Source organism: Thalassobaculum sp., assembly GCF_040219615.1.
Classification (GTDB): Bacteria; Pseudomonadota; Alphaproteobacteria; order Thalassobaculales; family Thalassobaculaceae; genus Thalassobaculum_A.
The window spans coordinates 20,152-41,798 of record NZ_JAVJSE010000006.1 but is presented as its reverse complement, the minus strand read 5'-3'; the positions used below and the strand labels follow the sequence as shown (position 1 = coordinate 41,798).

Annotated in this window: 23 protein-coding genes and 1 pseudogene; 22 read left to right on the top strand and 2 right to left on the bottom strand. The window is 68.5% G+C overall.

Annotation, left to right across the window (positions count from 1 at the left end; translation table 11 throughout):
• Window positions 1–4 precede the first annotated feature (4 nt).
• The 6 genes from RIC31_RS02055 (at window position 5) to RIC31_RS02030 (ending at window position 5,431) form a co-directional block, all read left to right on the top strand.
• On the top strand, window positions 5–988 hold the full coding sequence (locus tag RIC31_RS02055; RefSeq protein ID WP_350100884.1) for an Ldh family oxidoreductase: 984 nt from the start codon (window positions 5–7) through the stop codon (window positions 986–988).
• 81 nt (window positions 989–1,069) lie between these two features.
• Window positions 1,070–2,167, top strand: a complete 1,098-nt coding sequence (locus RIC31_RS02050) for an ABC transporter substrate-binding protein (RefSeq protein ID WP_350100878.1) — start codon at window positions 1,070–1,072, stop codon at window positions 2,165–2,167.
• Window positions 2,168–2,177: 10 nt separating this feature from the next.
• Complete coding sequence (locus RIC31_RS02045) at window positions 2,178–3,098, top strand: ABC transporter permease (RefSeq protein WP_350100869.1); 921 nt, start codon at window positions 2,178–2,180, stop codon at window positions 3,096–3,098.
• Entirely contained in the window at window positions 3,095–3,892 is a 798-nt protein-coding gene (locus tag RIC31_RS02040; protein WP_350100858.1) for an ABC transporter permease, read from the top strand. The genes RIC31_RS02045 and RIC31_RS02040 overlap by 4 nt, the downstream gene beginning before the upstream one ends.
• 61 nt (window positions 3,893–3,953) lie before the next feature.
• Window positions 3,954–5,030, top strand: coding sequence for an ABC transporter ATP-binding protein (locus RIC31_RS02035; RefSeq protein ID WP_350100848.1), 1,077 nt, complete (start codon window positions 3,954–3,956; stop codon window positions 5,028–5,030).
• The gene (locus RIC31_RS02030; protein ID WP_350100839.1) at window positions 5,030–5,431 is read left to right on the top strand and encodes a PaaI family thioesterase; all 402 of its coding nucleotides are present in this window, start codon (window positions 5,030–5,032) and stop codon (window positions 5,429–5,431) included. Before RIC31_RS02035 ends, RIC31_RS02030 begins: the two co-directional genes overlap by 1 nt.
• A 43-nt stretch (window positions 5,432–5,474) precedes the next feature.
• On the opposite strand, the pseudogene RIC31_RS02025 reads toward RIC31_RS02030, so the two are convergent.
• Window positions 5,475–5,741: pseudogene (locus tag RIC31_RS02025) on the bottom strand (IS1595 family transposase); the annotation flags it as partial.
• 395 nt (window positions 5,742–6,136) lie between these two features.
• On the opposite strand from RIC31_RS02025, the gene RIC31_RS02020 reads away from it, so the two are divergent.
• The 5 genes from RIC31_RS02020 to RIC31_RS02000 all read left to right on the top strand — a co-directional run bounded on the left by RIC31_RS02020 (window position 6,137) and on the right by RIC31_RS02000 (window position 9,300).
• Window positions 6,137–6,643: a hypothetical protein gene (locus tag RIC31_RS02020; protein WP_350100830.1), complete on the top strand. Its 507-nt coding sequence runs from the start codon at window positions 6,137–6,139 to the stop codon at window positions 6,641–6,643.
• A gap of 183 nt (window positions 6,644–6,826) precedes the next feature.
• Entirely contained in the window at window positions 6,827–7,549 is a 723-nt protein-coding gene (locus RIC31_RS02015; protein WP_350100824.1) for a hypothetical protein, read from the top strand.
• 31 nt (window positions 7,550–7,580) lie between these two features.
• Complete coding sequence (locus tag RIC31_RS02010) at window positions 7,581–7,988, top strand: hypothetical protein (protein ID WP_350100819.1); 408 nt, start codon at window positions 7,581–7,583, stop codon at window positions 7,986–7,988.
• Window positions 7,989–8,146: 158 nt separating this feature from the next.
• A complete protein-coding gene (locus tag RIC31_RS02005) occupies window positions 8,147–8,584 on the top strand; it encodes an MbcA/ParS/Xre antitoxin family protein (protein ID WP_350100815.1) in 438 nt (145 codons plus the stop codon).
• Window positions 8,581–9,300, top strand: a complete 720-nt coding sequence (locus RIC31_RS02000) for an RES family NAD+ phosphorylase (protein ID WP_350100811.1) — start codon at window positions 8,581–8,583, stop codon at window positions 9,298–9,300. Before RIC31_RS02005 ends, RIC31_RS02000 begins: the two co-directional genes overlap by 4 nt.
• Window positions 9,301–9,623: 323 nt before the next feature.
• Here RIC31_RS02000 and RIC31_RS01995 read toward each other — a convergent pair whose 3' ends face one another.
• Window positions 9,624–9,746 carry a hypothetical protein gene (locus tag RIC31_RS01995; RefSeq protein WP_350100806.1) on the bottom strand — a complete coding sequence of 41 codons (123 nt, stop codon included), beginning with the start codon at window positions 9,744–9,746 and terminating at the stop codon, window positions 9,624–9,626.
• Window positions 9,747–9,982: 236 nt separating this feature from the next.
• Here RIC31_RS01995 and otnK point away from each other — a divergent pair, with 236 nt between their 5' ends.
• The 11 genes from otnK to RIC31_RS01940 all read left to right on the top strand — a co-directional run bounded on the left by otnK (window position 9,983) and on the right by RIC31_RS01940 (window position 21,628).
• Entirely contained in the window at window positions 9,983–11,287 is a 1,305-nt protein-coding gene (otnK, locus tag RIC31_RS01990) for a 3-oxo-tetronate kinase (protein ID WP_350100801.1), read from the top strand.
• Window positions 11,284–11,931 (top strand): class II aldolase/adducin family protein, encoded by a 648-nt coding sequence (locus RIC31_RS01985; RefSeq protein WP_350100793.1) that lies wholly within the window; start codon window positions 11,284–11,286, stop codon window positions 11,929–11,931. The genes otnK and RIC31_RS01985 overlap by 4 nt, the downstream gene beginning before the upstream one ends.
• Before the next feature lie 41 nt (window positions 11,932–11,972).
• Window positions 11,973–13,211, top strand: coding sequence for an aminotransferase class III-fold pyridoxal phosphate-dependent enzyme (locus RIC31_RS01980; protein ID WP_350100785.1), 1,239 nt, complete (start codon window positions 11,973–11,975; stop codon window positions 13,209–13,211).
• A 16-nt stretch (window positions 13,212–13,227) separates the two neighbouring features.
• Window positions 13,228–13,926 carry a GntR family transcriptional regulator gene (locus tag RIC31_RS01975; RefSeq protein ID WP_350100779.1) on the top strand — a complete coding sequence of 233 codons (699 nt, stop codon included), beginning with the start codon at window positions 13,228–13,230 and terminating at the stop codon, window positions 13,924–13,926.
• Window positions 13,927–14,061: 135 nt separating this feature from the next.
• The gene (locus tag RIC31_RS01970) at window positions 14,062–14,937 is read left to right on the top strand and encodes a transketolase (RefSeq protein WP_350100774.1); all 876 of its coding nucleotides are present in this window, start codon (window positions 14,062–14,064) and stop codon (window positions 14,935–14,937) included.
• Window positions 14,934–15,980, top strand: coding sequence for a transketolase family protein (locus RIC31_RS01965; RefSeq protein ID WP_350100769.1), 1,047 nt, complete (start codon window positions 14,934–14,936; stop codon window positions 15,978–15,980). Before RIC31_RS01970 ends, RIC31_RS01965 begins: the two co-directional genes overlap by 4 nt.
• 68 nt (window positions 15,981–16,048) lie before the next feature.
• The gene (locus RIC31_RS01960; protein WP_350100760.1) at window positions 16,049–17,650 is read left to right on the top strand and encodes an ABC transporter substrate-binding protein; all 1,602 of its coding nucleotides are present in this window, start codon (window positions 16,049–16,051) and stop codon (window positions 17,648–17,650) included.
• A 175-nt stretch (window positions 17,651–17,825) separates the two neighbouring features.
• The gene (locus tag RIC31_RS01955) at window positions 17,826–18,839 is read left to right on the top strand and encodes an ABC transporter permease (protein ID WP_350100750.1); all 1,014 of its coding nucleotides are present in this window, start codon (window positions 17,826–17,828) and stop codon (window positions 18,837–18,839) included.
• Between the two features lies 1 nt (window position 18,840).
• On the top strand, window positions 18,841–19,662 hold the full coding sequence (locus tag RIC31_RS01950) for an ABC transporter permease (protein ID WP_350100742.1): 822 nt from the start codon (window positions 18,841–18,843) through the stop codon (window positions 19,660–19,662).
• Window positions 19,659–20,648: an ABC transporter ATP-binding protein gene (locus tag RIC31_RS01945; RefSeq protein WP_350100733.1), complete on the top strand. Its 990-nt coding sequence runs from the start codon at window positions 19,659–19,661 to the stop codon at window positions 20,646–20,648. The genes RIC31_RS01950 and RIC31_RS01945 overlap by 4 nt, the downstream gene beginning before the upstream one ends.
• On the top strand, window positions 20,645–21,628 hold the full coding sequence (locus RIC31_RS01940) for an ABC transporter ATP-binding protein (RefSeq protein WP_350100724.1): 984 nt from the start codon (window positions 20,645–20,647) through the stop codon (window positions 21,626–21,628). Before RIC31_RS01945 ends, RIC31_RS01940 begins: the two co-directional genes overlap by 4 nt.
• Window positions 21,629–21,647 lie beyond the last annotated feature (19 nt).

Sequence of the window (21,647 nt, the reverse complement as noted above, 5' to 3'; positions counted from 1 at the left end):
CCCCGTGCGTCTTGACGTCGAAGAGGCCCGCTCTCTCGCGATGCGAGCATTGAGCGCGATCGGTCACAGCGCTGAGCATGCTCAGATCACGGCTGACCATCTCGTCGATGCGGCCCTGCGTGGCGTCACCTTCGGTGGCCTTCCGCGAATTCTCGCGATCGCCGAGCGCATGGCGAAATATCCCGACCGGCGCCGCCCCATTCGCGTGGTCCACGAAACCCCTGTCTCGGCCCAGATCGACGGGGGAGACAATGTCGGCTACGTCGTCGCCCAACAGGCGACGAAACTGGCCATCGCCAAGGCCAAAGAGAGCGGCATCGCGGTGGTCGGTGCCATCGACACGTATTACACGGGACTGTTTGCCTATTACGTCGAGATGGCGACACGCGAGGGACTGGTCGCCATGGCCGCCGGCAACGGTTCGCCGATGGTTGCGCCGCACGGCGCCACCGAGCCGCGCTTCAGCACCAACCCTATTGCCTTCGGCTTCCCGACCACCGGTGACCCGGTCATCTGGGACATCGGCACCGCGTCCATCATGCAGGGCGAGGTGATGATGCACATGCGGCTCGGTGAGTCGCTGCCCGATGGTATGGCATTCGACAGCGCGGGGCGCCCGACCACCGACCCGGTCGCCGCCCTCGCCGGCGCTGTCCGGGTGTGGGGGGGCCACAAGGGATCCGGACTGGCCGCCGTGGTGCAGCTGCTCGGCGTACTTTGCGGCACTGAAGCAATGCCGGAAGGGCTCGAGGGGTTCGGGTACTTCGTGCTTGTCATCGATCCCGCGCTGCTGGGACCGGCCGACACGTTCAAGTCCCGGACGGCCACCTTCGCCGAGGCAGTGCGGGGGGCACGGCCCGAGGCGAGCGGGTCACCGGTGCGGATGCCTTTCGACCGGTCCGCCGCCGAGCGACGGCGCCGGCTCGTCGAGGGCGTCGAGGTCCCGGACGTCGTCTGCGCCTCGCTGGAGACGCTATGCAAGCGTTGAACACCGGAGCCCAGGCCTGAACGGCCAAGGTCTCAATGCAGTCATGGAACACGCAAAGAATAAAATTGGGAGGAGGACACCATGAGAAAGAACCAGTCTCTCGTCGGCTTCGCCCGACGTCTCGCGTCTCACGCCGGCCTCGCCGGCGTGCTGGCAGCAGGCGTGCTGGCGGCGACGGCAACCACAGCAGGCGCCCAGCAGAAAGAGGTGGTGCTCGCCGGTTACGGCGGGACCATCGAACGGTTCACCCGCGGCAATCTCATTCCGGCCTTCGAGAAGGCGACCGGAATCAAGGTCACGCTGGTCGTCGGCACGGCCATGGGCAATTTCACCAAGGTGCAGGCGGCGAAAGATCGTCCGGACATCGACGTCTATTGGTCGAACGAGCTCACCCACACCATCGGAAAGCAGCAGGGGCTCTACGAAAAGCTCGACCCGGCCGTCGTCACCAACATTGATCAGGTCTTCGAGGAGGCACGCGATCCCGATGGCGTCGGGGTCGTCAGCGGCATCACCACGACGGGTATCATCTACAATGACAAGGCGATGGCCGAGGCTGGCGTGCCGGTCCCCAAGGCGTGGTCCGATCTTGCGGATCCGCGGTACAAGGGCAAGATCGCCATGTACGACTTCAACGTCGCCTACTCACAGGATCTGCTGGTAATCCTCTCGAAGCTCAACGGCGGCAGCGAGGACAACGTCCAGCCAGGCGTGGCCAAGCTCAAGGCTCTGCGCGAAAGCGGCAATCTCGCGCATTTCGTGCGCACGCCAGCCGAACTCGACAACATGATCATCCAGGGTACCGCCTGGATGACTGTCAACGGTGGCATCCGGGCTTTCCTCCAGCAGGAGAAGGGCGCCCCCATGGGCTTCGTCTATCCGTCCGAAGGGGCCGGCTTCTTCGCCAACTACTTCGACGTGGTGAAGAATGCCCCGCATCCGGAGGCCGCGCAGATCCTCGTCAACTACCTCATCAGCGCCGAGGCCCAGGAGATCATCTCCGGCGGCATGTTCGTCGCGCCCGTCAATCGCAACGTGAACCTGTCGGAGGAGCACAAGAAGCGGGTCAACTATGGCGCCGAAAACCTCAAGAAGCTGATCCGCATCGACCGGGCCAAGATGAACGCCAACCTCGACAAGTGGGCGGAGCTCTGGCGCCGCGAGGTGATGGGCAACTGAGGCTTTACCGATGGGTGCGACGATCGGTCAGGAAGCCGCAGGGCTATCGAAAATGACCGCACGGTTGGCCAGACGCAGACGGTCGATCGTCGCGCCCGTCGTCCTGTTGCTGTTGCCGGCGACGGCTTTGCTGACGGTGTTCTTCATCGTGCCGTTCGGCACACTGGCGGTTAACAGCCTGTTCGGCTTCAGCCGTGTCACCGGCATCATCCACGACCTCAGCCTCGAAAACTACGAGCGCATCTGGCTCGACTCCCGATACCAAGGGGTCATCGCCTCGACGCTTATCCAGAGCGTGCTCGCGTCGCTGGCAACCCTCCTGGTCGGGTATCCGGTCGCCTACTACATCAGCCGGGCGACGGCTCGGGCGAAGGCAGTGGTCATCATAATGGTGCTGTCGCCCCTGCTGATCAGTGTCGTCGTGCGCAGCTTCGGCTGGGTGATCGTGCTTGGCCCCGACGGCCTGACCACGTGGCTGTTCGGCCTCGTGGGCCTGGCCGGGGGCGATATCCTTAATACCCAGGCCGCCGTGATCGTCGGCCTCACCAATGTTTTCTTGCCGTTCATGGTGCTGTCGATTGCGACCTCGCTGCAGGTCGTCAACCCGCAGGTGCCGCTCGCCGCCGCCAGTCTCGGCGCCAGCCCTTGGCGCGTATTCTGGCACGTCGTGCTGCCACTGAGCTTGCCTGGAGTGCTGTCGGGCCTGCTGATCGTCTTCAGCCTCGCGTCGAGCGCCTTCGTGACGCCGGCCCTGCTCGGCGGTGCCCGCTACATGGTGCTTTCGACGGCGATCTACGAGCAGACCCTGATCCTGCAGAACTGGCCCCTGGGCTCGGCGCTCGCGGTGACGCTGGTGGTCATCGTCATCGCCATCCTGACGATCCAGACGCGCCTCATCGAGCGCGGTCATTTCAGGGCGGTGTTCTCATGACGCCCTCGACGCCGAGCCGCGGGCTCGCCATCTATGTCGGTCTCGTGTGCTGCTTCTCCATCGCGCCGGTCGCCGTCATCCTGCTCCAGTCACTGACCGCGGCCGACTACATCACGTTTCCGCCGCGCGGTATCAGCCTCAAGTGGTACATCGAGATTGCGCACCGACCGGAATTCATCGAATCCCTCAAGGTGAGTGCGATCGTGGCCATGGCCACGGCAATCGGCGCAACGGCCATCGGCACGACGGCGTCTCTGGCGCTGGTCCGCTACCGCTTTCCCGGCCGTGATATCATGCAGAGTGTGTTCATGGCGCCGCTGAGCCTGCCGGCTCTGGTGCTCGGCATCGCCCTGCTGCGTTTCTATGTCGCGGCCGGATTGCCGAGAGATATGTCCACGCTGGTGATTGCGCACCTCGTCGTTACCACACCGTTCGCGATCAGGCTCGTCACCGTGGCGCTCACGGGCCTGGACGCAAATCTCGAGCTCGCCGCGAACAGCCTGGGTGCGAGCCGCTGGCGCACATTCCGTTACGTCACCCTGCCGCTGATCCGGCCGGGCATCGTCGCCAGTCTCCTGTTCACCTTCATCATCTCGTTCGACGAGGTCGCGGTATCGCTCTTCCTCTCCAGCCCGACGGCAATGACGCTGCCGGTCCGGGTCTTCGCCTACGTCGAGCAGAATTACGACCCGTTCATCACCTCGATCAGCTCCGTCCTGGTGCTGTTCGCAATTCTCATGACGGTCGTGCTCGAACGGACGGTCGGTATCGGAAGGATCTTTGGATTGCGCTGAGTGCAGGCGGGTTGGAGCGCGGTGGCGCAGCAGTGGTTGTGATGCGAGAGGGGAAGCCGGGATGGCAGTGGTCGAGTTGATCGACATTTCGAAGCGCTTCGGATCGGTAGAGGCGGTCGCATCGTTTTCGCTGCGGATCGAGCAGGGCGAGTTCGTCGCCCTCCTCGGGCCCTCGGGATGTGGAAAGACGACGACCCTGAACATGCTGGCCGGATTCCTCGAGCCGAGCGGCGGCGACATTGTCATCGATGGGCGTTCGGCACTGGGAGTGCCGCCGTTCAAGCGGAACATCGGCGTGGTGTTCCAGAGCTATGCGCTGTTTCCGCACATGACGGTCGAGGAGAACGTCGCGTTCGGCTTGAAAATGCGCAACGTGGCGCGTGCCGAGGCCGGGTCTCGGGTCGCCCGTGCGCTCGAGCTCGTGCGACTCGACGGCTTCGGGGAGCGCTACCCCCGCCAGCTCTCTGGCGGCCAGCAGCAACGCGTCGCACTAGCCAGAGCCCTTGTAATCGAGCCATCGGTGTTGCTCCTCGATGAACCGCTGTCCAATCTCGACGCCAACCTGCGCGAGCAGATGCGTTTCGAGATCCGTCAGATCCAGCGCCAGATCGGCATCACAACGGTGTTCGTGACCCACGACCAGGGCGAGGCAATGGCCACTGCCGACAGGCTGGTCGTCATGAACGAGGGTCGCGTACGCCAGGTCGGCAGTGTCCGCGACATATACAGCCGGCCGGCCGACATCTTCGTCGCCGGGTTCATCGGGCAAGCCAACCTGGTCCACGGCACCGTGAAGACGCTCAACGGCACGGTCGCGACGATCGCCGTGCCGACGATCGGGGAGATCAGCGTGCCGCCGCACCCCGACGTCAAGGTTGGTGACGCGGCCGCGTTCCTGGTCCGGCCGGAGGACACGAGGATTGTCTCGACGCCGCCAGCGGACGGGCAATACCTGACCGGCAGGGTCGCACGTATCAGCGACCTCGGAGCGTCCCTGAACGTCGCCGTCATGGTCGCCGAGCACGAGTTCACGATCATCACGACATGGCGCGACCAGGTCCCAGCCGTCGGTGCCGCAGCCTACATCGCATGGCAACCCGCGCGGGCGACCCTGATCCCGGTGACCGAGGAGCCTTGATGGTGGAAGGTCCTGCGCCGGTCCGCCCTTTCTACCGGCTTCTCGGCATGATTGTCGTCGAGGCCACCAACGGGCGTTCAACGGTTCGTCTCGCCAGCCGCGCCGAACTCGAGAACAGCCGCGGCGATGTCCACGGCGGGGCCATCGCGACCCTCCTCGATGCTGCCCTGGCGACAGCCTGCCGCAGCACCCTCGACGGCGGCGGCGTCACCACGTCGACGATCTCGATCACGTATCTCGATCCGGGACGGGGCGATCTGCTCGGGCACGGACAGGTGGTACGACGCGGACGGACGCTGATAGCCGCCACGGCCGAGGTCCACGACGGGTCGGGCCGTCTGGTCGCCCAGGCCCAGGGAACATTGCGGGTCATCAACCGGGGCGAATCGGACCGGCCGTGACGAGGGCATAGCGTTGAAAGTACGCCAGACAACGACGCCTTTATCAACGAAAGACAGCCACGGTTGAAATGATGTCGAGGCCCCCGGCCCTGGTGCGTCGCATCTGGCGGCCGACGGCATGCTGGAAGACGGCCGGGAGCTGGAGCGCAGGCGGGATGCGTGACCAGACGGTTTGAAGGACGGAACGCCCTTTGCGGGTTCTTCGCATGGCCTGTTTGGCGACCGTTCGCTGCGACCAGCGGAAGCCGATCTCGGTGAAGTACAGACCGGCGTGGCGAGGGCTGATGTGATGAAAGACGCCGGCGATGGAGACCAGGGCAAAGTGCGGGCTGTCCTGGATCGTGATGGAAGGCTGATGGGCGTGCGGATAGCGTCGCGGCATGGCGACCGACGAGCCAAGCGTCGTGGTGTATCAGCTTCACGTCCTGCTGCTGGGCGTGACGGGGCGGTGACGCTGTCACCGCAGCTGTCGGCAGACGCAGCGGCGGCGCTGGGGCTCGACAAGCCGGTGCGGGTCGAGGGGCTGGGGGCGCGACATCTGCACTTTTTGGCTTGGCACCGAACGGCGTGGTTCCGGAGGGGATAGAGCGTCGGAGACGAGAGCCGGCGCAGGTGCGCCAGAGAAGTTGTTTGGAAGTGGGAGGGGAATAATTTGCGTCCGTACACACGTTCAGTCATCGAGCTCTTCGACGGCAAGATCCGGACGTGTTCTTCAAGCCGGAGTTCCAGCAGTTCCTCGCCTGGTTCCACCAATCCATTGCCAGCCTGACCGAGGAGCATGCCAAGCGGGAGATCGAGAAGGCGCATCCCGAGAGTGTCCTTGTCGAGGTCGCGCCGACCGACTCCGGTAAGACGGTCGGCCAGCTCGCGGAGATCGCCGAGGTCTACCTGGGCGACTATCACGAGGCGACCTCGGCGGAGGTGCAGCAGACCGGGGCCGAGCTGTTCGATCTGTTCCGCGACTACGGTGACGTTCACGACGTCATGGGGCACCAGGATCGGCTCGAGACGTACGAGCAGTTCGCGAGCTTGATTGCCTCCCTGAAGGCCGGCGGAGCGGTGCTGTTCGTCGCGCGCCGGAATCTGGTAACCCGGATGCCACAGGAAAATGGGGAGCCGAAGGAGTGGCGGACTGTCCAGGTGATCCTATACGTGGCGCCAGCTGATCAGGTGCCGAACCGTCTGGCTGTGCCCCGGCGGATGAAGTGGTGAGGGCGGGCAGGCATTTTTGTCGCCAGCCGGTGGGTGTAATGGCGAATTTTTGTCGCGCGAAGTCTCAATTTGCCCGAATTGTTGTCGCTCGGGCTGTTGCCGGATCGCCCATTTAAATCGTTGGACTTGCCGGAACCCTTGTATCATCTATCTGTGCACTGTTTCTCGTTTGGAGGTGCTGAGATGGACCAAGTCGAATTCACGAAGCCGCGGCGCGGCCGCCCGCAGGGCTCCGGGCTCGACGACCGACAGACCCTGGAGAAGATTGCCGACTTCCTGGTGCGCCACCCGGCATCGATTCCCACGCCGGCGATGCGGCGGGTTGGCGTGACCGATGAGTCGGCGATCCGGCGGTTGCAGCGGAAGTGGAAGGCCGACGGCGCGGGCTACCTTAAGGCCGCCCGGACGCGCCAGGCCGAGAGCCGCCGGCCGGTCGTCGGCGGCTACGGCACCGGGGGTGGGAGTGCGGCCGTCCTTAGTCGGCTCATCGCCGGATTGCCGCCGTACTCCTCTGATCTGAAGCGACTGGCCGCTGAGATCACCGGGGAGTCGCGGGCGCTTCAGACGGCCCGGCGACACCTTGAAGCGGCCATGCAGCCAATTCAGGAAAAGCTGGACGCGATCAATCGTGAGCAGCGACCGCTGCTGGATACGATCGAGGGTCTTGAACGCCAAAGCCGCCCGGCTCTCGACGCGTTTGCGCGGTTCCAGGAGGCCGGGGAGACGACCGATTTGGGTCAGGCGCTGGAGGAACAGCGTCGGGACGCCGAGGAGGCCGCGCGGCCGCTGCTGGAGACGATGGCGGAACTCGATCGCCAGCTTGCCCCGCTCGAGGAGAAGATGCGGGCCGCCGGCCTGATCCCGAACAGCTGGCCAAGCCGGGAGTCTGGGGGGCATATCTATTGATCGCCGTGGGCGGACCCCCTACATCTTCTTCATGAGCAAGTACATCACGACGATCCAGCTGTCCCTGGCCGCCGGCGTCCTGGCCTGGAATGTCCAGGAACTCGCTACCGATCCCTTCGCGGACCAGGTCGAGTTCCCGGCCGGTTTCATGGTGGCGGTCAGCACCGCAACGGCCACCGCATCCAGCACGGCCACGGCGACCGGCACCTCGACGGCGACGTCGAGCCTGATCCTGCAGGCGATGGAGGAACCGGGCAGCGTCGGGCTGAGCGTCGCGCCGCATGAGCGGGTGCGCTGGGCGCAGCTCGACCCGCGGCCGGCGCCGTCGGCAACTCTCTCCAGCTTCCGGGTCGGCGACATCTTCACGATGGTCGACGCCGGCGAGCCGCCGGCGGCCGAGGAGATCTGCGCCAGCGGCTGCAGCACCGAGCGCGCGTAGCGGCCCCTTGAGAGATTTCCCATAACGCCCGAGGAGCGCGGGCCGCGGCGGTGCGCCGAGGAGGGGGCGCCGGCAATGCTGGGCCCGGATGGCGACGAGCCGCACCCCCTTGACGTTCTCCGAGTTCGGAGCAATCTACCTCCATGAACGAAGGAGACATGGCCGTCCCGCTCGCCTACCCGGCCACCCGCTACGCGGTGGCACCGCCAATCGACCTGTCGGACCGCGCCGAGCGCGCGCGGCTCAGCGCCGACGCGGTCCGCGCGTTCTTCAACATCATGGCGCGCTGGAAGGTCCGCGACGAGGAGGCCCGCCTGCTGCTCGGCAGCATGTCGAACGGCGCGTTCTACGGCCTCAAGAAGCAGGGCGACCGGGTGCTCGACGAGGACCGCCTGCGGCGCATCTCCTATCTGGTCGGCATCTTCAAGGCCCTGAACATTCTCTATGGCGAGGAGCTGGCCGACCGCTGGATGAGCCTGGCGAACAGCAACCGGATCTTCCGGGGCCAGACCCCGATCGACTACCTCAAGAGCGGCGGCCTGCCGGCGTTCGCCACCGTTCGCCGACTGCTCGATGCCCGCCGGGGCGGCCAGTGACAGTGCCGCCGCTGTCCCGCATCCGCCAGCTCGACACCCACCGCCTGATCCCCTCCAAATACAGCGACGGCGGCGCCAGCGTGCTGGTGCGGATCGCCGACGACGAGGACCATCTGCGCGGCATCTTCGATCTCGATAACGCCACCAACGACCGGCTTCTGGCCGAGAGCGACCGGCTGCCCGGTGTCGGTGTCGACGAGCTTGTCTTCGAAATCGCGCACTATCGGATTATCAACGCCGCCTTCACCCACGCCAGCCCGCTCGGCAGCCGCTTCAACGGCCCCGACCGCGGCGCCTGGTACGCTGGCTTCGAGCTCGAGACCTCGCAGGCCGAGGTGGCCTGGCACAAATCGGTCGAACTCGCCGAGGTCGGCTGGCTGAACGAGAGCATCACCTACGACGACTACCACGCCGACTTCGGCGGCGAGTTCCACGACATCCGCGACGCGCCCGGCTTCGAGGCCTGCCTGAGCCCGACGAGCTATGTCGAGCCCCAGGGCGTGGCCGAGCGGCTGCTCGCGGCCGGCTCGGCCGGCATCCTCTATCCGAGCGTGCGCCATCCCGGCGGCACCTGCCTCGCCTGCTTCCGCCCGGCGCTGGTCGGCAATGTGCGCAAGGATGCCCGCTGGCGGTTCACCTGGGACGGGCAGACGGAGCCGCGGATCGAGCTGGAGGCTAGCTACCCCGAGCAGACAGGGGCTGACGCGCGCGAGTGAGGTACGTGGAAGCACCCCGTGCTAGCAAGTTAGCTATCATGTTAGCAATCAGGACATGTCAGACACTTGGGGGATGTTGGTCGCTGATCCGGGCCAGGCGGAACGGCGCCGAGCCTCAGCGGACGGCATCGCTTCGGTTGCTCTTGCGAGCAGCAGCCTGACCCCCACGTTCCAATCAGTCCCGGCACCGCTGCAGCGCTTCGTCCAGGCGGCCGATGGCCTCCATGGCGCGCACGAGCGCCGACCAGCCGGACTGCATGAGTCGGAAGCGCTCAGGTGTTCTGATATCGGACACAGGGAGGGGACTGCTTGAAACGTGGGGGTCAGGCCGCTTGCCGGGTCGTTGTCGGCATCTTCTGAGGGGCTTCGTTCATCACGTGCGCGCGCACGGTGACGACGGCGTGCGCGCCGGCGGTGGACCAGCGCATCTGCTGCAGGTTGTTCATGCGCCGGTTCACCAACGCGTTGGCGAGGCTTTCGACGGTCGACGTGCCGACCGGCTGCCCGGCCCGCTGGCGCCGGGCGTAGTCGACCAGGTAGGCAGAAGTGGTACGGGAACCCCGTACCGAAACGCGACGGGATTGCAGTGTACCGGCGGATTACAGCGATTGACAGATCCGGGACAGATCTTTCTATATGATATATCAAATTCCTCGAGAGTCCGGACGACGGGTACCATCTCATGAACGTGCATCTAGGAGGTCTGAGATACGGGGGCATCGCCGATGACCTGACGGGTGGTCTCGAACTCGCGAGCGTGATGGTCGCACAAGGTGAGAACTGCCCGCTGGTGACGGCGCCGCAGGCGCTGGAGACCCTGACAGAGCACGACACCGCGGTGGTGGTGGCGATGCGCACCCGGCTGGCGCCAGCGGCGCGGGCGGTCGAGCGCGTCGATGCCGCGGCCGCCGCCCTGCTGGCGCGCGGTGCCTCCCGGCTGTTCTTCAAGTACTGCGCAACCTTCGACTCCACGCCCGCCGGCAACATCGGGCCCTGCGCCGACGCTCTGATGCGGCGGGTCGGAGCCGCGATCACCGGCTTTTGCCCGTCCTTTCCCGAAGTCGCACGCACCGTCTACCAGGGACACCTGTTCGTCGCAGACCAGCTGGTCTCGGAATCGCCCAAGCGGCTCGACCCCGCGACCCCGATGACCGACCCCGACCTGGTGCGGGTGCTGCAGGCGCAGACCCCGCACCAGGTCGGGCTGCTGTCCCACGACGTGATCATCCGTGGCGGTGACGCCTGCCGGGCGCATCTAGACCGGCTGGCCGCCGGCGGTGTGACCTGCGTGATCTTCGACGCCGTCGACGAGACCGACCTCGTGGCACTGGCGGAGCTGACCGTCGACTGGCCGTTGATGACCGGCGGCTCGTCGATCGCCGTCTACTATCCACGGCTCTGGCGGCGCAGCACCGCCGCGGCCCCGCCGGCGGCCCTGCCGGAGGTGTACGGTCCGGCGGTGGTGCTGGCCGGCAGTTGCGCCGACCGCACCCGCGAGCAGCTCTCGCACTTCGAGGTGCAGCGCCCAGTGCTCCGGCTCGATCCGGTCGACTGCGCCGAGGACCCGGCGGCGGCGGTGGCGATGGCGGTCGAGTGGGCGGCGGCGCGCTGGGAGGCGGGGCCGGTCGCGGTCGCGACATCGGCGACGCCCGAGGCGGTCGAGCGCGCCAAGGCCCGACTCGGCACCGAGCTGGCCGGGCAGCTTCCCGAGCAACTGCTGGGAGCGCTGGCCGCTGCGCTGCGTGACCGCGGCGTCCGCCGCTTCCTGGTCGCCGGCGGCGAGACCTCCGGTGCCGTGGTGGAGGCGCTCGGCATCCGCCGCCTCGACGTCGAGCCCTACGAGCTCGCCGGCGTGCACCGTGCGGTCTCGGCCGAGGCAGATCCGGTGTCGATGCACCTGAAGTCCGGCAAGCTCGGGCCGGTCGACATGTTCCTGTCAGTGCTCGGCGATCGGCATGCCGGCCTGCGCCACGGAGCCGGGCGATGACCGATGCGGTGCTGCGCCAGGCGATCATCGAGCAATATTGCGCGCTGGTGTGCGACGGCCTGACCGCCGGCACTGCGGGCAACATCAGCGTGCGCACGCTCGACGGCATGTTGATCACCCCGACCGGTGCCGCCGCCGCCGACCTGGCGCCGGATCGGCTCGTCGCGATGGCGCTCGACGGGACGGTCAACGGCGACATCCGGCCGTCCAGCGAATGGCAGATGCATGCCGCCATCTACCGCGCGGTGCCGGGCGCGGGTGCCGTCGTCCACACCCACGCCGACGCCTGTGTAGCGCTGTCCTGCCAGCGCCGTTCGATCCCGGCCTTCCACTACATGGTCGCCGGGTTCGGCGGCGACGACGTGCCGTGCACCGGCTACGCGCCATTCGGATCGGTGGAGTTGGCCGAGCTCGCCGCCGCGGCGCTGGACGGGCGCAGCGCCTGCCTGCTGGCGAACCATGGCATGATCGCCCATGGGCCCGACCTGGCGCGCGCCGTGGCCGCCACGCGGCGCCTGGAGATCCTGGCGCGACAGTACCTGCTGGCCTTGACCGCCGGGCCGCCGGTGCTCCTCGACAGCGCACAGATGGCCGAGGTGCGCCGGCGTTACGCCGGCTACGGCCAGCAGGCGGTCGCCCGATGAACAGCCCGCGCGACCACCATCGTCACTCACCGGAGACGCCCGTGACCGAGCCCGTGATGCGCAACTCCCTCGACCCCGCGCTGCGCGAGCGGGCGGCCCGGGTGATCCCCGGCGGCATGTGGGGCCACCAGAAGGCGACCCAGATGCCCGAGGGCTATCCCCAGTTCTTCGCCCGGGGCGAGGGACCGAGGGTCTGGGATGTCGACGGCAACGAATATGTCGACTTCATGTGCAGCTGGGGGCCGATCATCCTCGGCCACCGCAATCCGACGGTGGAGCGCGCGGTCGACGCGCAGCGCGCCGTCGGCGACTGCCTCGACGGCCCGTCGGAGCACCTGGTCGACCTCGCCGAGCTGATGGTGCGCACCATCCCGCACGCCGACTGGGCGATGTTCCAGAAGAACGGCTCGGACGCCACCACCTCCTGCGTGACCATGGCGCGTGCGGCGACCGGGCGGCGCAAGGTCCTGGTGGCGCGTGGCTCCTACCATGGTGCCGTGCCGTGGTGCTCGCCGTCGCTGGCCGGCGTGACGGCCGAAGACCGCGCCCACGTCCTGCACTACGACTACAACGACGTCGACAGCCTGGCCGCCGCCGTGCGCGGCGCCGGCGACGACCTCGCCGCGGTGCTGGTGACCGCCTTCCGCCACGACATCGCCCGCGACCTGGAGATGCCGACACGGCACTTTGCGCAGACCATGCGGGCCTTGTGCGACGACGCCGGTGCCGCGCTGATCCTGGACGACGTCCGGGCGGGCTTCCGCCTGCATCTTGGCGGCAGCTGGGAGACGCTGGGTGTTCGCCCGGACCTGGCGGCCTGGAGCAAGGCGATCGCCAACGGCTATGCCCTGGCGGCGGTGACCGGCGGCGACCGCTTCCGCGAGGCGGCGCAGAAGGTGTTCGTCACCGGCTCGTTCTGGTGCAGTGCGGTGTCGATGGTGGCGGCCAAGGCCACCATTGCCGAGCTGCATGCGATCGACGCGCCGGCCTACCTGGAGCGCGTCGGCAACCGGCTGCGCGACGGCCTGGCGGCGCAGTCGCGGGCGCATGGCGTGGCGATCCGGCAGTCCGGTCCGGCGCAGATGCCGCTGGTGCTGTTCGAGGACGACCCGGAATTCACCAAGGGGGCATTGTTCTGCCGTCAGGCGCTGGCGCGCGGCACCTACCTGCACCACCGGCACAACATGTTCTTGTCGACGGCCCATAGCGATGCTGATATCGACCGGGCCCTGGCCGCCACCGACGCCGCCTTCGCGGCGGTCGCGGCCGCCGGAGGATGAGGGCAGACCCCGCCGGATGAGCAACGCCGCCGTTCACGACGTCATCACCCCGCTCGAACCGCTCGCCTCGGTAAGCCTCTCCGAACAGGTCTACGGCCGCCTGCGCACCGCCCTGATGCGGGCCGAGCTGAAGCCGGACCAGCGTCTGAAGATCCGTGACCTCGCCGCCAAGCTCGGCACCAGCGAGACCCCGGTGCGCGAGGCGATCTTCCAACTGGCCCGCGAGGGCGCGCTGGAGATCAAGCCGCGCTACTTCGTGCGGGTGCGACGGCTGTCGCTGTCGCAGTACCTGGAGAACCGCGACATCCGCCTGCAGCTCGAGCCGCTGGCCGCCGAGCGCGCGCTGCCGCACATCCGGCCCGAGGACATCGACCAGCTCGCCCGGCTGCACGCCAAGCTGATCGCGGCCGAGCAGAGCCGCGACTACCCGACGGCACTTGAGGCCAACTTCGACTTCCACTTCGGCCTGTACTGGCGCTCGGCGATGCCGACCCTGATCGAGCTGCTGGAGTCGCTGTGGATCCGGGTCGGTCCGCTGCTGAACGAGCTGTACCCGCACGGCCACCCGACCTACGACGGTCCCCACCAGCACGAGGTCGTGCTGGACGCTCTGCGCCGCCGCGACGGCTACATGCTGCGCGAGGCGATCCGCCAGGACCTGCTGGAGGGCGGCCGGAACTTCCTGCGCCACCTGGAGGCGAAGGAGGGCCGGTAACAAGGACCCGTCACTGCGAGGATCCAGGCTGCACGCGAGCGGCCGCGCAGGCCTCCCCGACGAACTTCCCCCTGGCCATTGGATATATCATGTACCAAGATCGGAGCGCCGACGATGACCACTGGGGAGGTGCCGATGCCCGACAGGCAGCAGGGCGGCGGACGCAACGTCAGCCGCGCCTTCCTCGAGGACCGCGCCAAGTTCGTGCGCAAGGAGACTGTCAGGCTGAGCCGGATCGCCGGCGCCGGCCACTATTCCAGCACGTTCTCGGCGGCCGAGCTGTTCGCTGCCTTGTACTACGCGCATCTGCGGATCAACCCGGCCGAGCCGCGCTGGCCCGACCGCGACCGCTTCATTCTGAGCAAAGGCCACGCCGCCATCGGCCTGTACCCGGTGCTTGCCGACCTCGGCTTCTTCGACCCGAAGCTGCTCGACGATTACACCCGCTTCGGCAGCCCGTTCGGCGACCATCCGGACATGAAGAAGATCACCGGCGTCGACTTCAGCTCCGGCTCGCTCGGGCACGGCCTGTCGATCGGCGTCGGCATGGCGCTCGGCGCCCGCGCCCAGGGCCGCAGCTTCCGCACCTACGTGATGCTCGGCGACGGCGAGCTTGCCGAGGGCCAGGTGTGGGAGGCGGCGATGGCGGCCGGGCATTTCGGCCTGCGCTCGCTGGTGGCGATCGTCGACCGCAACCAGCTGTGCATCGACGGCCGCACCGAGGAGATCATGGCGATCGAGCCGATCGAGGACCGCTTCCGCAGCTTCGGCTGGGACACGCGGCGGATCGACGGCCACGACCTCGACGCCATCCTGGGCGCGCTCGACGGCCTCGCCGCGGCGGGGCGCGGCCGGCCGCAGGCGATCATCGCCGACACCGTGAAGGGCAGGGGCGTGAAGCGCATGGAGCTGGCGCTGAACTGGCATGTCGGCAACCTCGCCGGCGCCGACTACGACGACGTCATGGCCGAGCTCGACGCCGGCCTGCAGCCCCTGGAGGCGGTGTCGTGAGCGAAGCCAAGCAGACGCACCAGGACCAGAGCGAAATCTTCCGCGGCACCGCCGACGGCGAGACCCGGCTGAAGCACGAGAAGTCGGTCCAGGGCACGCCGGCGGCGTCGCTGCCGGCCTTCGTCCTGGGCGAGGAGCTGGCCGACCTGGCCGACAAGGATCCGCGCATCGTGGTGATGACCGCCGACCTGGCGTCGGCCAACCGCACCAACGACTTCAAGGCGCGGCATCCCGACCGGTTCTTCGACTTCGGTATCGCCGAGAAGAACATGCTGACCGCCGCCGCCGGCATGGCGTCGACCGGGCTGATCCCCTACGCCGCCACATTCGCGTCGTTCTGCGGCATCCTGGGTGCCGAGCAGATCCGCACCGACTGCGCCTATCCGCGCATGCCGGTGCGTGCCATCGGCCACCACTCCGGCATGTCGATGGGGTTCTACGGCACCAGCCATCATGCGCTGGAGGACCTCGGCATGATGCGGACGATCGCCGACCTCACGGTGGTCAGCGCCGCCGACGCCAACCAGCTGCGCGCCGTGCTGCGCGCCTCGGTCGACCATCCGGGGGCGATGTACATCCGGCTCGGCCGCGGCCGCGACCCGGTAGTGTACGAGACCGTGCCGGCCGACTTCGCCTTCGGCAAGGCGAGCCGGCTGCGCGAGGGCCGCGACCTGACGGTGTTCACCATGGGCACCGAGGTGCGGCCGACCCTGGATGCCGCGGCGGCACTGGCTGCGGAGGGCATCGAGCTGCGCGTGGTCGACATGCACACCCTGAAGCCGATCGACGCCGAGGAGATCCGCGCCGCCGCCGCCGAGACCGGCGCGATCCTGACGGTCGAGGAGCACAACGTGATCGGCGGCCTCGGCTCGGCCGTCGCCGAGGTCCTGGTCGACGGGCCGCGGGTGCCGTTCCGGCGCCACGGCGTGCCCGACAAGTTCGTCGAGGTCGGCCCGCCGGCGGCGCTGTACGCGCATTACCGGCTGGACGCCAAGGGCATCGCCGAGGTCGCCCGCGAGCTGCTGCGCGACGCGGCGGCCTGAGGCCCGGAGCACACCGTCAGCGCCCGGCGGGGGGCCGGGCGCTCAACGAGGGGAGGAGGAGGCAGACCATGACCAGACAACTCAGCATTTCGCGGGGCCTGCGGCTCGCTGCGGCATCGACGCTGCTAGCGGCCGGCACGCTCGCTGGCGCTTCGGCGGCGCTCGCCGCCGGCGGCACCGTGGTGATCGCCCGCAACATGGACTTCAACTCGCTCGATCCGGCCGCCGGGTTCTGCGACACCTGCCAGATCTACTTCAGCGCCGTGTATGAGCCGCTGGTCGGGCTGGCTGCCGACAACGCCACCATCGTGCCGCGCCTCGCCTCCAAGTGGGCGGTGAACGCCGACCAGACCAAGTTCACCTTCACCATCGCCGACGGTGCGGTGTTCGCCGACGGCTCGCCGGTCGAGGCCAAGGACGTGAAGTGGAGCCTGGAGCGGCTCGCCAATCTCAAGGGCAGCCCGTCCTTCCTGATGGACGGCGTCACCGGCATCGCGACACCGGACGCCAAGACCGTGGTGATCTCGCTCGCGGCACCCAACGGCGAGTTCCTCGGCATCCTGACCGCCCCCTACACCGGGGCGGTGAACAGCGACGTCGCAGCACAGCACGGCGCGCTCGCCGGCAGCGATGCCAGCGGCAAGGACACCGCCGAGAAGTGGTTCGTCGCCAACTCCGCCGGCAGCGGGCCGTTCGTGCTGACCAGCTACAAGCCGGACGACGAGCTGCGGTTGGCGCGCAACCCGAAATACTGGGGCGCCAAGCCTGCCGTCGACGAGGTGGTGATCAAGCAGGTCAAGGACGCCGTCACCCAGGCGCAGATGCTGGAGAGCGGTGCCGCCGACATCGCCATGCAGGTCGATCCCGACACCGCCAAGTCGGTGCGCAGCCCGGACGTCAAGATCGAGACCGTGCCGTCCTACAACTTCGTCTACGTGGCGCTCAGCCCCGGTGCGAAGGCCAACAAGGTGAAGCTGACCAAGACGGTGCGCGAGGCATTCGGCCATGCGCTCGACTACCAGGGCGCGGTCGACTTCACGGTCGGCGGCGACGGCAAGCTGCAGCCGGCACCGATCCCCAACGGCTTCCCCGGCACCAAGGGCCTGCCGGCGCCGAAGCAGGATCTCGCCAAGGCCAAGGCGCTGCTGGCCGAGGCGGGCCACCCGAACGGCTTCGAGCTCGAGGCCAAGTTCCCGGCGATGAACGTCTACGGCGTCGACCTGTCGCTGCTGATGCAGAAGGTGCAGCAGGACGTCGCCAAGGCCGGCATCAAGATCAACCTGAGCCCGCTGACCTTCTCGGTCTGGCGCGAGCAGGTGAGCGGCGACGGCATTCCGCTGACCGCGGTGTTCTACGCGCCCGACTACTACGGCTCCGGCCAGTACGCGCAGTATTTCGGCATGACCAAGGGCGCCCCCTGGGCCAAGCGGGCGAAGCTCGCCGACGACGAGCTGAACCCGAAGGAGGCCGACCTGCTGGCCAAGGCGCTGGCATCGTCGGGCAAGGAGATGGAAGGCCACTTCAACCAGATCGCGCTGGAGATGATCGGCGACCGCATCATCTTCCCGCTGGTCAGCCCGAACCTGATCCTCGCCTACCGCAAGGACCTGGCCGGGGTGCGCTACAGCGCCTGCTGCAACCTGCCGCTCTGGGAGCTGAAGCGGAACTGAGGCCCGGTGAGGTGAGGGACCCCGAGCGGCTGGTGGGTTCCGGAGCCGGGCGCTCGCGCGCCCCCTCCGGAATGACGAAGCTCTTTTCACCCGTCCCGGAGAGGCCGCGCGAGCGGCCGGCTCCGGGACCCACGAAGCGACGGGCGCCTGCCGGGCCAGCGATCCGAAATCCCGCATGCTGAGCTACACCATCCGCCGCCTGCTCGCGATGCCGCTGCTGCTGCTCGGCGTGGTCACCATCGCCTTCCTGCTGTCGCACATGACGCGGGCCGACCCGCTGACCGCGATCATCGGCGAGCGGCAGATGAACAATGCCGAGGTGGTGGCGGCGGCGCGCGCCCGCTGGGGTCTCGACCGCAGCCTGCCGGAGCAGTACGCGGTGTATGTCGGCAATCTGGTGACCGGTGATTTCGGCACCTCGTTCCGCACCAAGCGGCCGGTGCTCGACGATTTGGCGGCGCGGCTGCCGGCGACCATCGAGCTGACGCTCGCCGCCATGCTGGTCGGCACCGTGGTCGGCGTCGGCCTCGGGGTGTTCGCAGCCCATTTCCGCGACCGGCCGTTCGACCACGCCGCCCGGCTGCTGGCGCTGTTCGGGTCGTCGCTGCCGGTGTTCTGGTCGGGGCTGATCGTGCTGTTCGTGTTCTCGGTGCAGCTCGGCTGGCTGCCCGGGCCGGGCCGCATCGACGCCCGGCTGCCGGTGCCGCCGCACATCACCGGCATGTTGACGGTCGACGCGCTGCTGGCCGGCGACGGCCGTGCCCTGCGCGACGCGCTTGCCCACCTGGTGCTGCCGGCCTGCGTGCTGGGCTGGGCGGTGATGGGCATCATCTCGCGGCTGGTGCGCGCCAGCATGCTCGACGTGCTCGGCCAGGACTACATCACCACCGCCCGCGCCAAGGGCGCCTCGCAGCAGCGGGTGCTGCTGAACCACGCCCTGCGCAACGCCATGATCCCGACGCTCACCATCATCGGCTTCTCCTTCGCCTACCTGATCACCGGTGCGGTGCTGACCGAGACGATCTTCTCCTGGCCGGGCATCGGCTCCTATGCGGTGGAGTCGGCGCGCCAGCTCGACCACCCGGCGATCATCGGGGTGACGATCGTCGGCGGTGCCGCCTTCCTGCTCGCCAACCTGGTGACCGACATCGCCTATGCCTTCGCCAACCCGCGCATCCGGATCGGCTGAGATGATGCGGTGGCGAGCCCCGGCCTGGCTGACGGTGCCGATGGCGCTCGGCATCGCCGTGGTGGCGTTCTGGGTCGCCGTCGCCCTGACCGTCGACTGGTGGGCACCCTACGAGCCGCTCGACATGGTCGGGCGCCGGCTGCGCCCGCCCAGCCCGCAGCACTGGCTCGGCACCGACGCGCTGGGCCGCGACGTGCTGTCGCGCACCCTGCACGGCGCCACCCACTCGATGCCGATCGCGGTGTCGGTGGTGCTGTGCGCGGTCGCCGTCGGCTCGCTCGTCGGTGCGGTGGCCGGTTATCTCGGCGGCTGGATCGACGCGGTGCTGATGCGCGCCGTCGACGTCACCCTGTCGTTCCCGCCGATCCTGCTGGCGATGGCGGTGGCGGCGACCCTCGGCCCCGGCCTGGAGAACGCCGCCATCGCCCTGGTGGCGGTGTGGTGGCCGGTCTACGCCCGGCTGATGCGCGCCCAGGTGATCGCGGTGAAGGGCCAGGACCATGTCAGCGCCGCCGTCGCCTCGGGGGTCGGGCGGGTGCGGCTGCTGACCGTGTACATCCTGCCGCTCAGCTGGACCCCGACGCTGATCAACGCCACCATGGATTTCGGCCAGGTGGTGTTGCTGGCCGCCTCGCTCAGCTTCATCGGCCTCGGCGCGGTGCCGCCGACCCCGGAATGGGGGGCGATGATCTCCGACGGTGCCGTGCATTTCTACAGCTGGTGGATCGCGCTCGGCCCCGGCGTGGCGATCCTGACGGTAGTGCTGGGTTTCAACTTCCTCGGCGACGGCCTGCGCGACCTGCTCGACCCGAGGTCGCAATGAGTGCCGCACCGCTGCTCGAGGTCACCGACCTGCGCGTCGAGTTCCGCACCCGCGGCGGCGTGCTGCCGGCGGTGCGCGGCGTGTCGCTGCGGCTCGAGGCCGGGCAGACCCTCGGCATCGTCGGCGAGTCCGGGTCCGGCAAGAGCGTGACCATGATGGCGGCGATGGGCCTGCTGCCGCCGTCCGCCCACGTCACCGGCAGCGTGCGGCTGGCCGGGCGCGAGCTGCTCGGCCTCGGCGCCGGCGAGCTGCAGGCGGTGCGCGGTGCGCGCATGGCGATGATCTTCCAGGACCCGATGAGCGCGCTGAACCCGGTGATGACCGTCGGCGCGCAGATCGTCGAGGCGATCCGGCCGCACAACCGCGATCTGTCGGCGCGGGCGGCGCTGGAACGTGCCGTCGAGCTGCTGGCGACGGTGTCGATCCCACAGCCGCGCGACCGGGTGCGGCAGTATCCGCACGAGTTCTCCGGCGGCATGCGGCAGCGGGTGATGATTGCCATGGCGGTCGCCAACCAGCCCGACCTGCTGATCGCCGACGAGCCGACCACCGCCCTCGACGTCACCGTGCAGGCGCAGATCCTCGACATGCTGACCCGGCTGCGCGAGGAGCTGGGCATCGGCCTGGTGCTGATCACCCACGACCTCGGCGTGGTGGCGGGGTGCGCCGACGCGGTCGCGGTGATGTATGCCGGCCGGGTGGTCGAGACCGCCGGCACCGACGACCTGTTCTACCGCACCCGGCACCCCTACACGATCGGCCTGCTCGGCGCGGTGCCGCGGGTCGAGGGCGAGTTCCGGCCGCTGGTGCCGGTCGAGGGGGCGCCGCCGACCCTGTCGCGGCTGCCGGCGGGCTGCGCCTTCCATCCGCGCTGCGGCTGGGCGATCCCGCGCTGCCAAGCCGAGGCGCCGGAGCTGCGCGTGGTCGGCGCCGTGCATAGCGCCTGCCATCGCGCGGAAGACCTGGCGCCGGAGGCCGTGCCGTGAGCGGGCCGCTGCTGTCCGTCCAGGACCTGGTGAAGGAGTTCGCGATCAGCCGCGGCGCCTTCCTGCAGCGCGCGGTCGGGACCGTGCAGGCGGTGGCCGGCGTGTCCTTCGACATCATGCCGGGCGAAACCCTCGGCCTGGTCGGCGAGTCGGGTTGCGGCAAGAGCACGCTCGGGCGCTGCCTTCTGCGGCTGATGGAGCCGAGCTCGGGTTCGATGCGGTTCGCCGGCGTCGAGCTGGTGGCGCTGCCGGCACCCGAGATGCGGCGCATGCGGCGGCGCCTCCAGATGGTGTTCCAAGACCCTTATTCCTCGCTGCATCCGCGGATGCGGGTGCGCGACATCCTGGCGGAGCCGCTGCGCATGCTGGAGCGGCAGCCGCGCGCCGCGGTGCGCGAGCGGGTCGCCGAGCTGATGGCGATGGTCCGCCTCGACCCCGAGCATGCCGGCCGCTTCCCGCACGAGTTCTCCGGCGGGCAGCGCCAGCGCATCGGTATCGCTCGGGCGCTGGCATCGGCCCCCGACCTGGTGGTGCTCGACGAGCCGGTCTCGGCGCTCGACGTCAGTATCCAGGCCGGCGTACTGAACCTGCTGAAGGAGTTGCAGGTCCGGCTCGGCGTGGCCTACCTGTTCGTCGCCCACGACCTGGCGGTGGTCCGGCACATCTCTGACCGGATCGCCGTCATGTATCTCGGCCGCATCGTCGAGCTGGCGCCGGCGCGCTCGCTCTATGCAGCACCACGCCATCCCTACACTCGCGCATTGCTGTCGGCGGTGCCGCTGCCGGACCCGGTGCGCGAGCGGGCGCGCCGCCACATCGTGCTGCAGGGCGACCCGCCGAGCCCGCTCGACCCGCCGTCCGGCTGCCGGTTCCGCACGCGGTGCTGGAAAGCGCGAGGTATTTGTACCGAGATCGAGCCGCGGCTCGACGAGGCGGAGCCCGGACACCGCGTCGCCTGTCATTTTCCCGAGGCCGGTTGAAGACCTGCACAGGAGATCC

Coding starts and splice junctions, on each gene's coding strand:
- RIC31_RS01995 (WP_350100806.1), bottom strand. CDS start 9,746: ATGAACAACCTGCAGCAGATGCGCTGGTCCACCGCCGGCGCGCACGCC.
- RIC31_RS02050 (WP_350100878.1), top strand. CDS start 1,070: ATGAGAAAGAACCAGTCTCTCGTCGGCTTCGCCCGACGTCTCGCGTCT.
- RIC31_RS01970 (WP_350100774.1), top strand. CDS start 14,062: ATGCCCGACAGGCAGCAGGGCGGCGGACGCAACGTCAGCCGCGCCTTC.
- RIC31_RS02010 (WP_350100819.1), top strand. CDS start 7,581: ATGAGCAAGTACATCACGACGATCCAGCTGTCCCTGGCCGCCGGCGTC.
- RIC31_RS01955 (WP_350100750.1), top strand. CDS start 17,826: ATGCTGAGCTACACCATCCGCCGCCTGCTCGCGATGCCGCTGCTGCTG.
- otnK (WP_350100801.1), top strand. CDS start 9,983: ATGAACGTGCATCTAGGAGGTCTGAGATACGGGGGCATCGCCGATGAC.
- RIC31_RS01975 (WP_350100779.1), top strand. CDS start 13,228: ATGAGCAACGCCGCCGTTCACGACGTCATCACCCCGCTCGAACCGCTC.
- RIC31_RS02040 (WP_350100858.1), top strand. CDS start 3,095: ATGACGCCCTCGACGCCGAGCCGCGGGCTCGCCATCTATGTCGGTCTC.
- RIC31_RS02045 (WP_350100869.1), top strand. CDS start 2,178: ATGGGTGCGACGATCGGTCAGGAAGCCGCAGGGCTATCGAAAATGACC.
- RIC31_RS01945 (WP_350100733.1), top strand. CDS start 19,659: ATGAGTGCCGCACCGCTGCTCGAGGTCACCGACCTGCGCGTCGAGTTC.
- RIC31_RS02015 (WP_350100824.1), top strand. CDS start 6,827: ATGGACCAAGTCGAATTCACGAAGCCGCGGCGCGGCCGCCCGCAGGGC.
- RIC31_RS01960 (WP_350100760.1), top strand. CDS start 16,049: ATGACCAGACAACTCAGCATTTCGCGGGGCCTGCGGCTCGCTGCGGCA.
- RIC31_RS02030 (WP_350100839.1), top strand. CDS start 5,030: ATGGTGGAAGGTCCTGCGCCGGTCCGCCCTTTCTACCGGCTTCTCGGC.
- RIC31_RS02035 (WP_350100848.1), top strand. CDS start 3,954: ATGGCAGTGGTCGAGTTGATCGACATTTCGAAGCGCTTCGGATCGGTA.
- RIC31_RS01985 (WP_350100793.1), top strand. CDS start 11,284: ATGACCGATGCGGTGCTGCGCCAGGCGATCATCGAGCAATATTGCGCG.
- RIC31_RS02005 (WP_350100815.1), top strand. CDS start 8,147: ATGGCCGTCCCGCTCGCCTACCCGGCCACCCGCTACGCGGTGGCACCG.
- RIC31_RS01950 (WP_350100742.1), top strand. CDS start 18,841: ATGATGCGGTGGCGAGCCCCGGCCTGGCTGACGGTGCCGATGGCGCTC.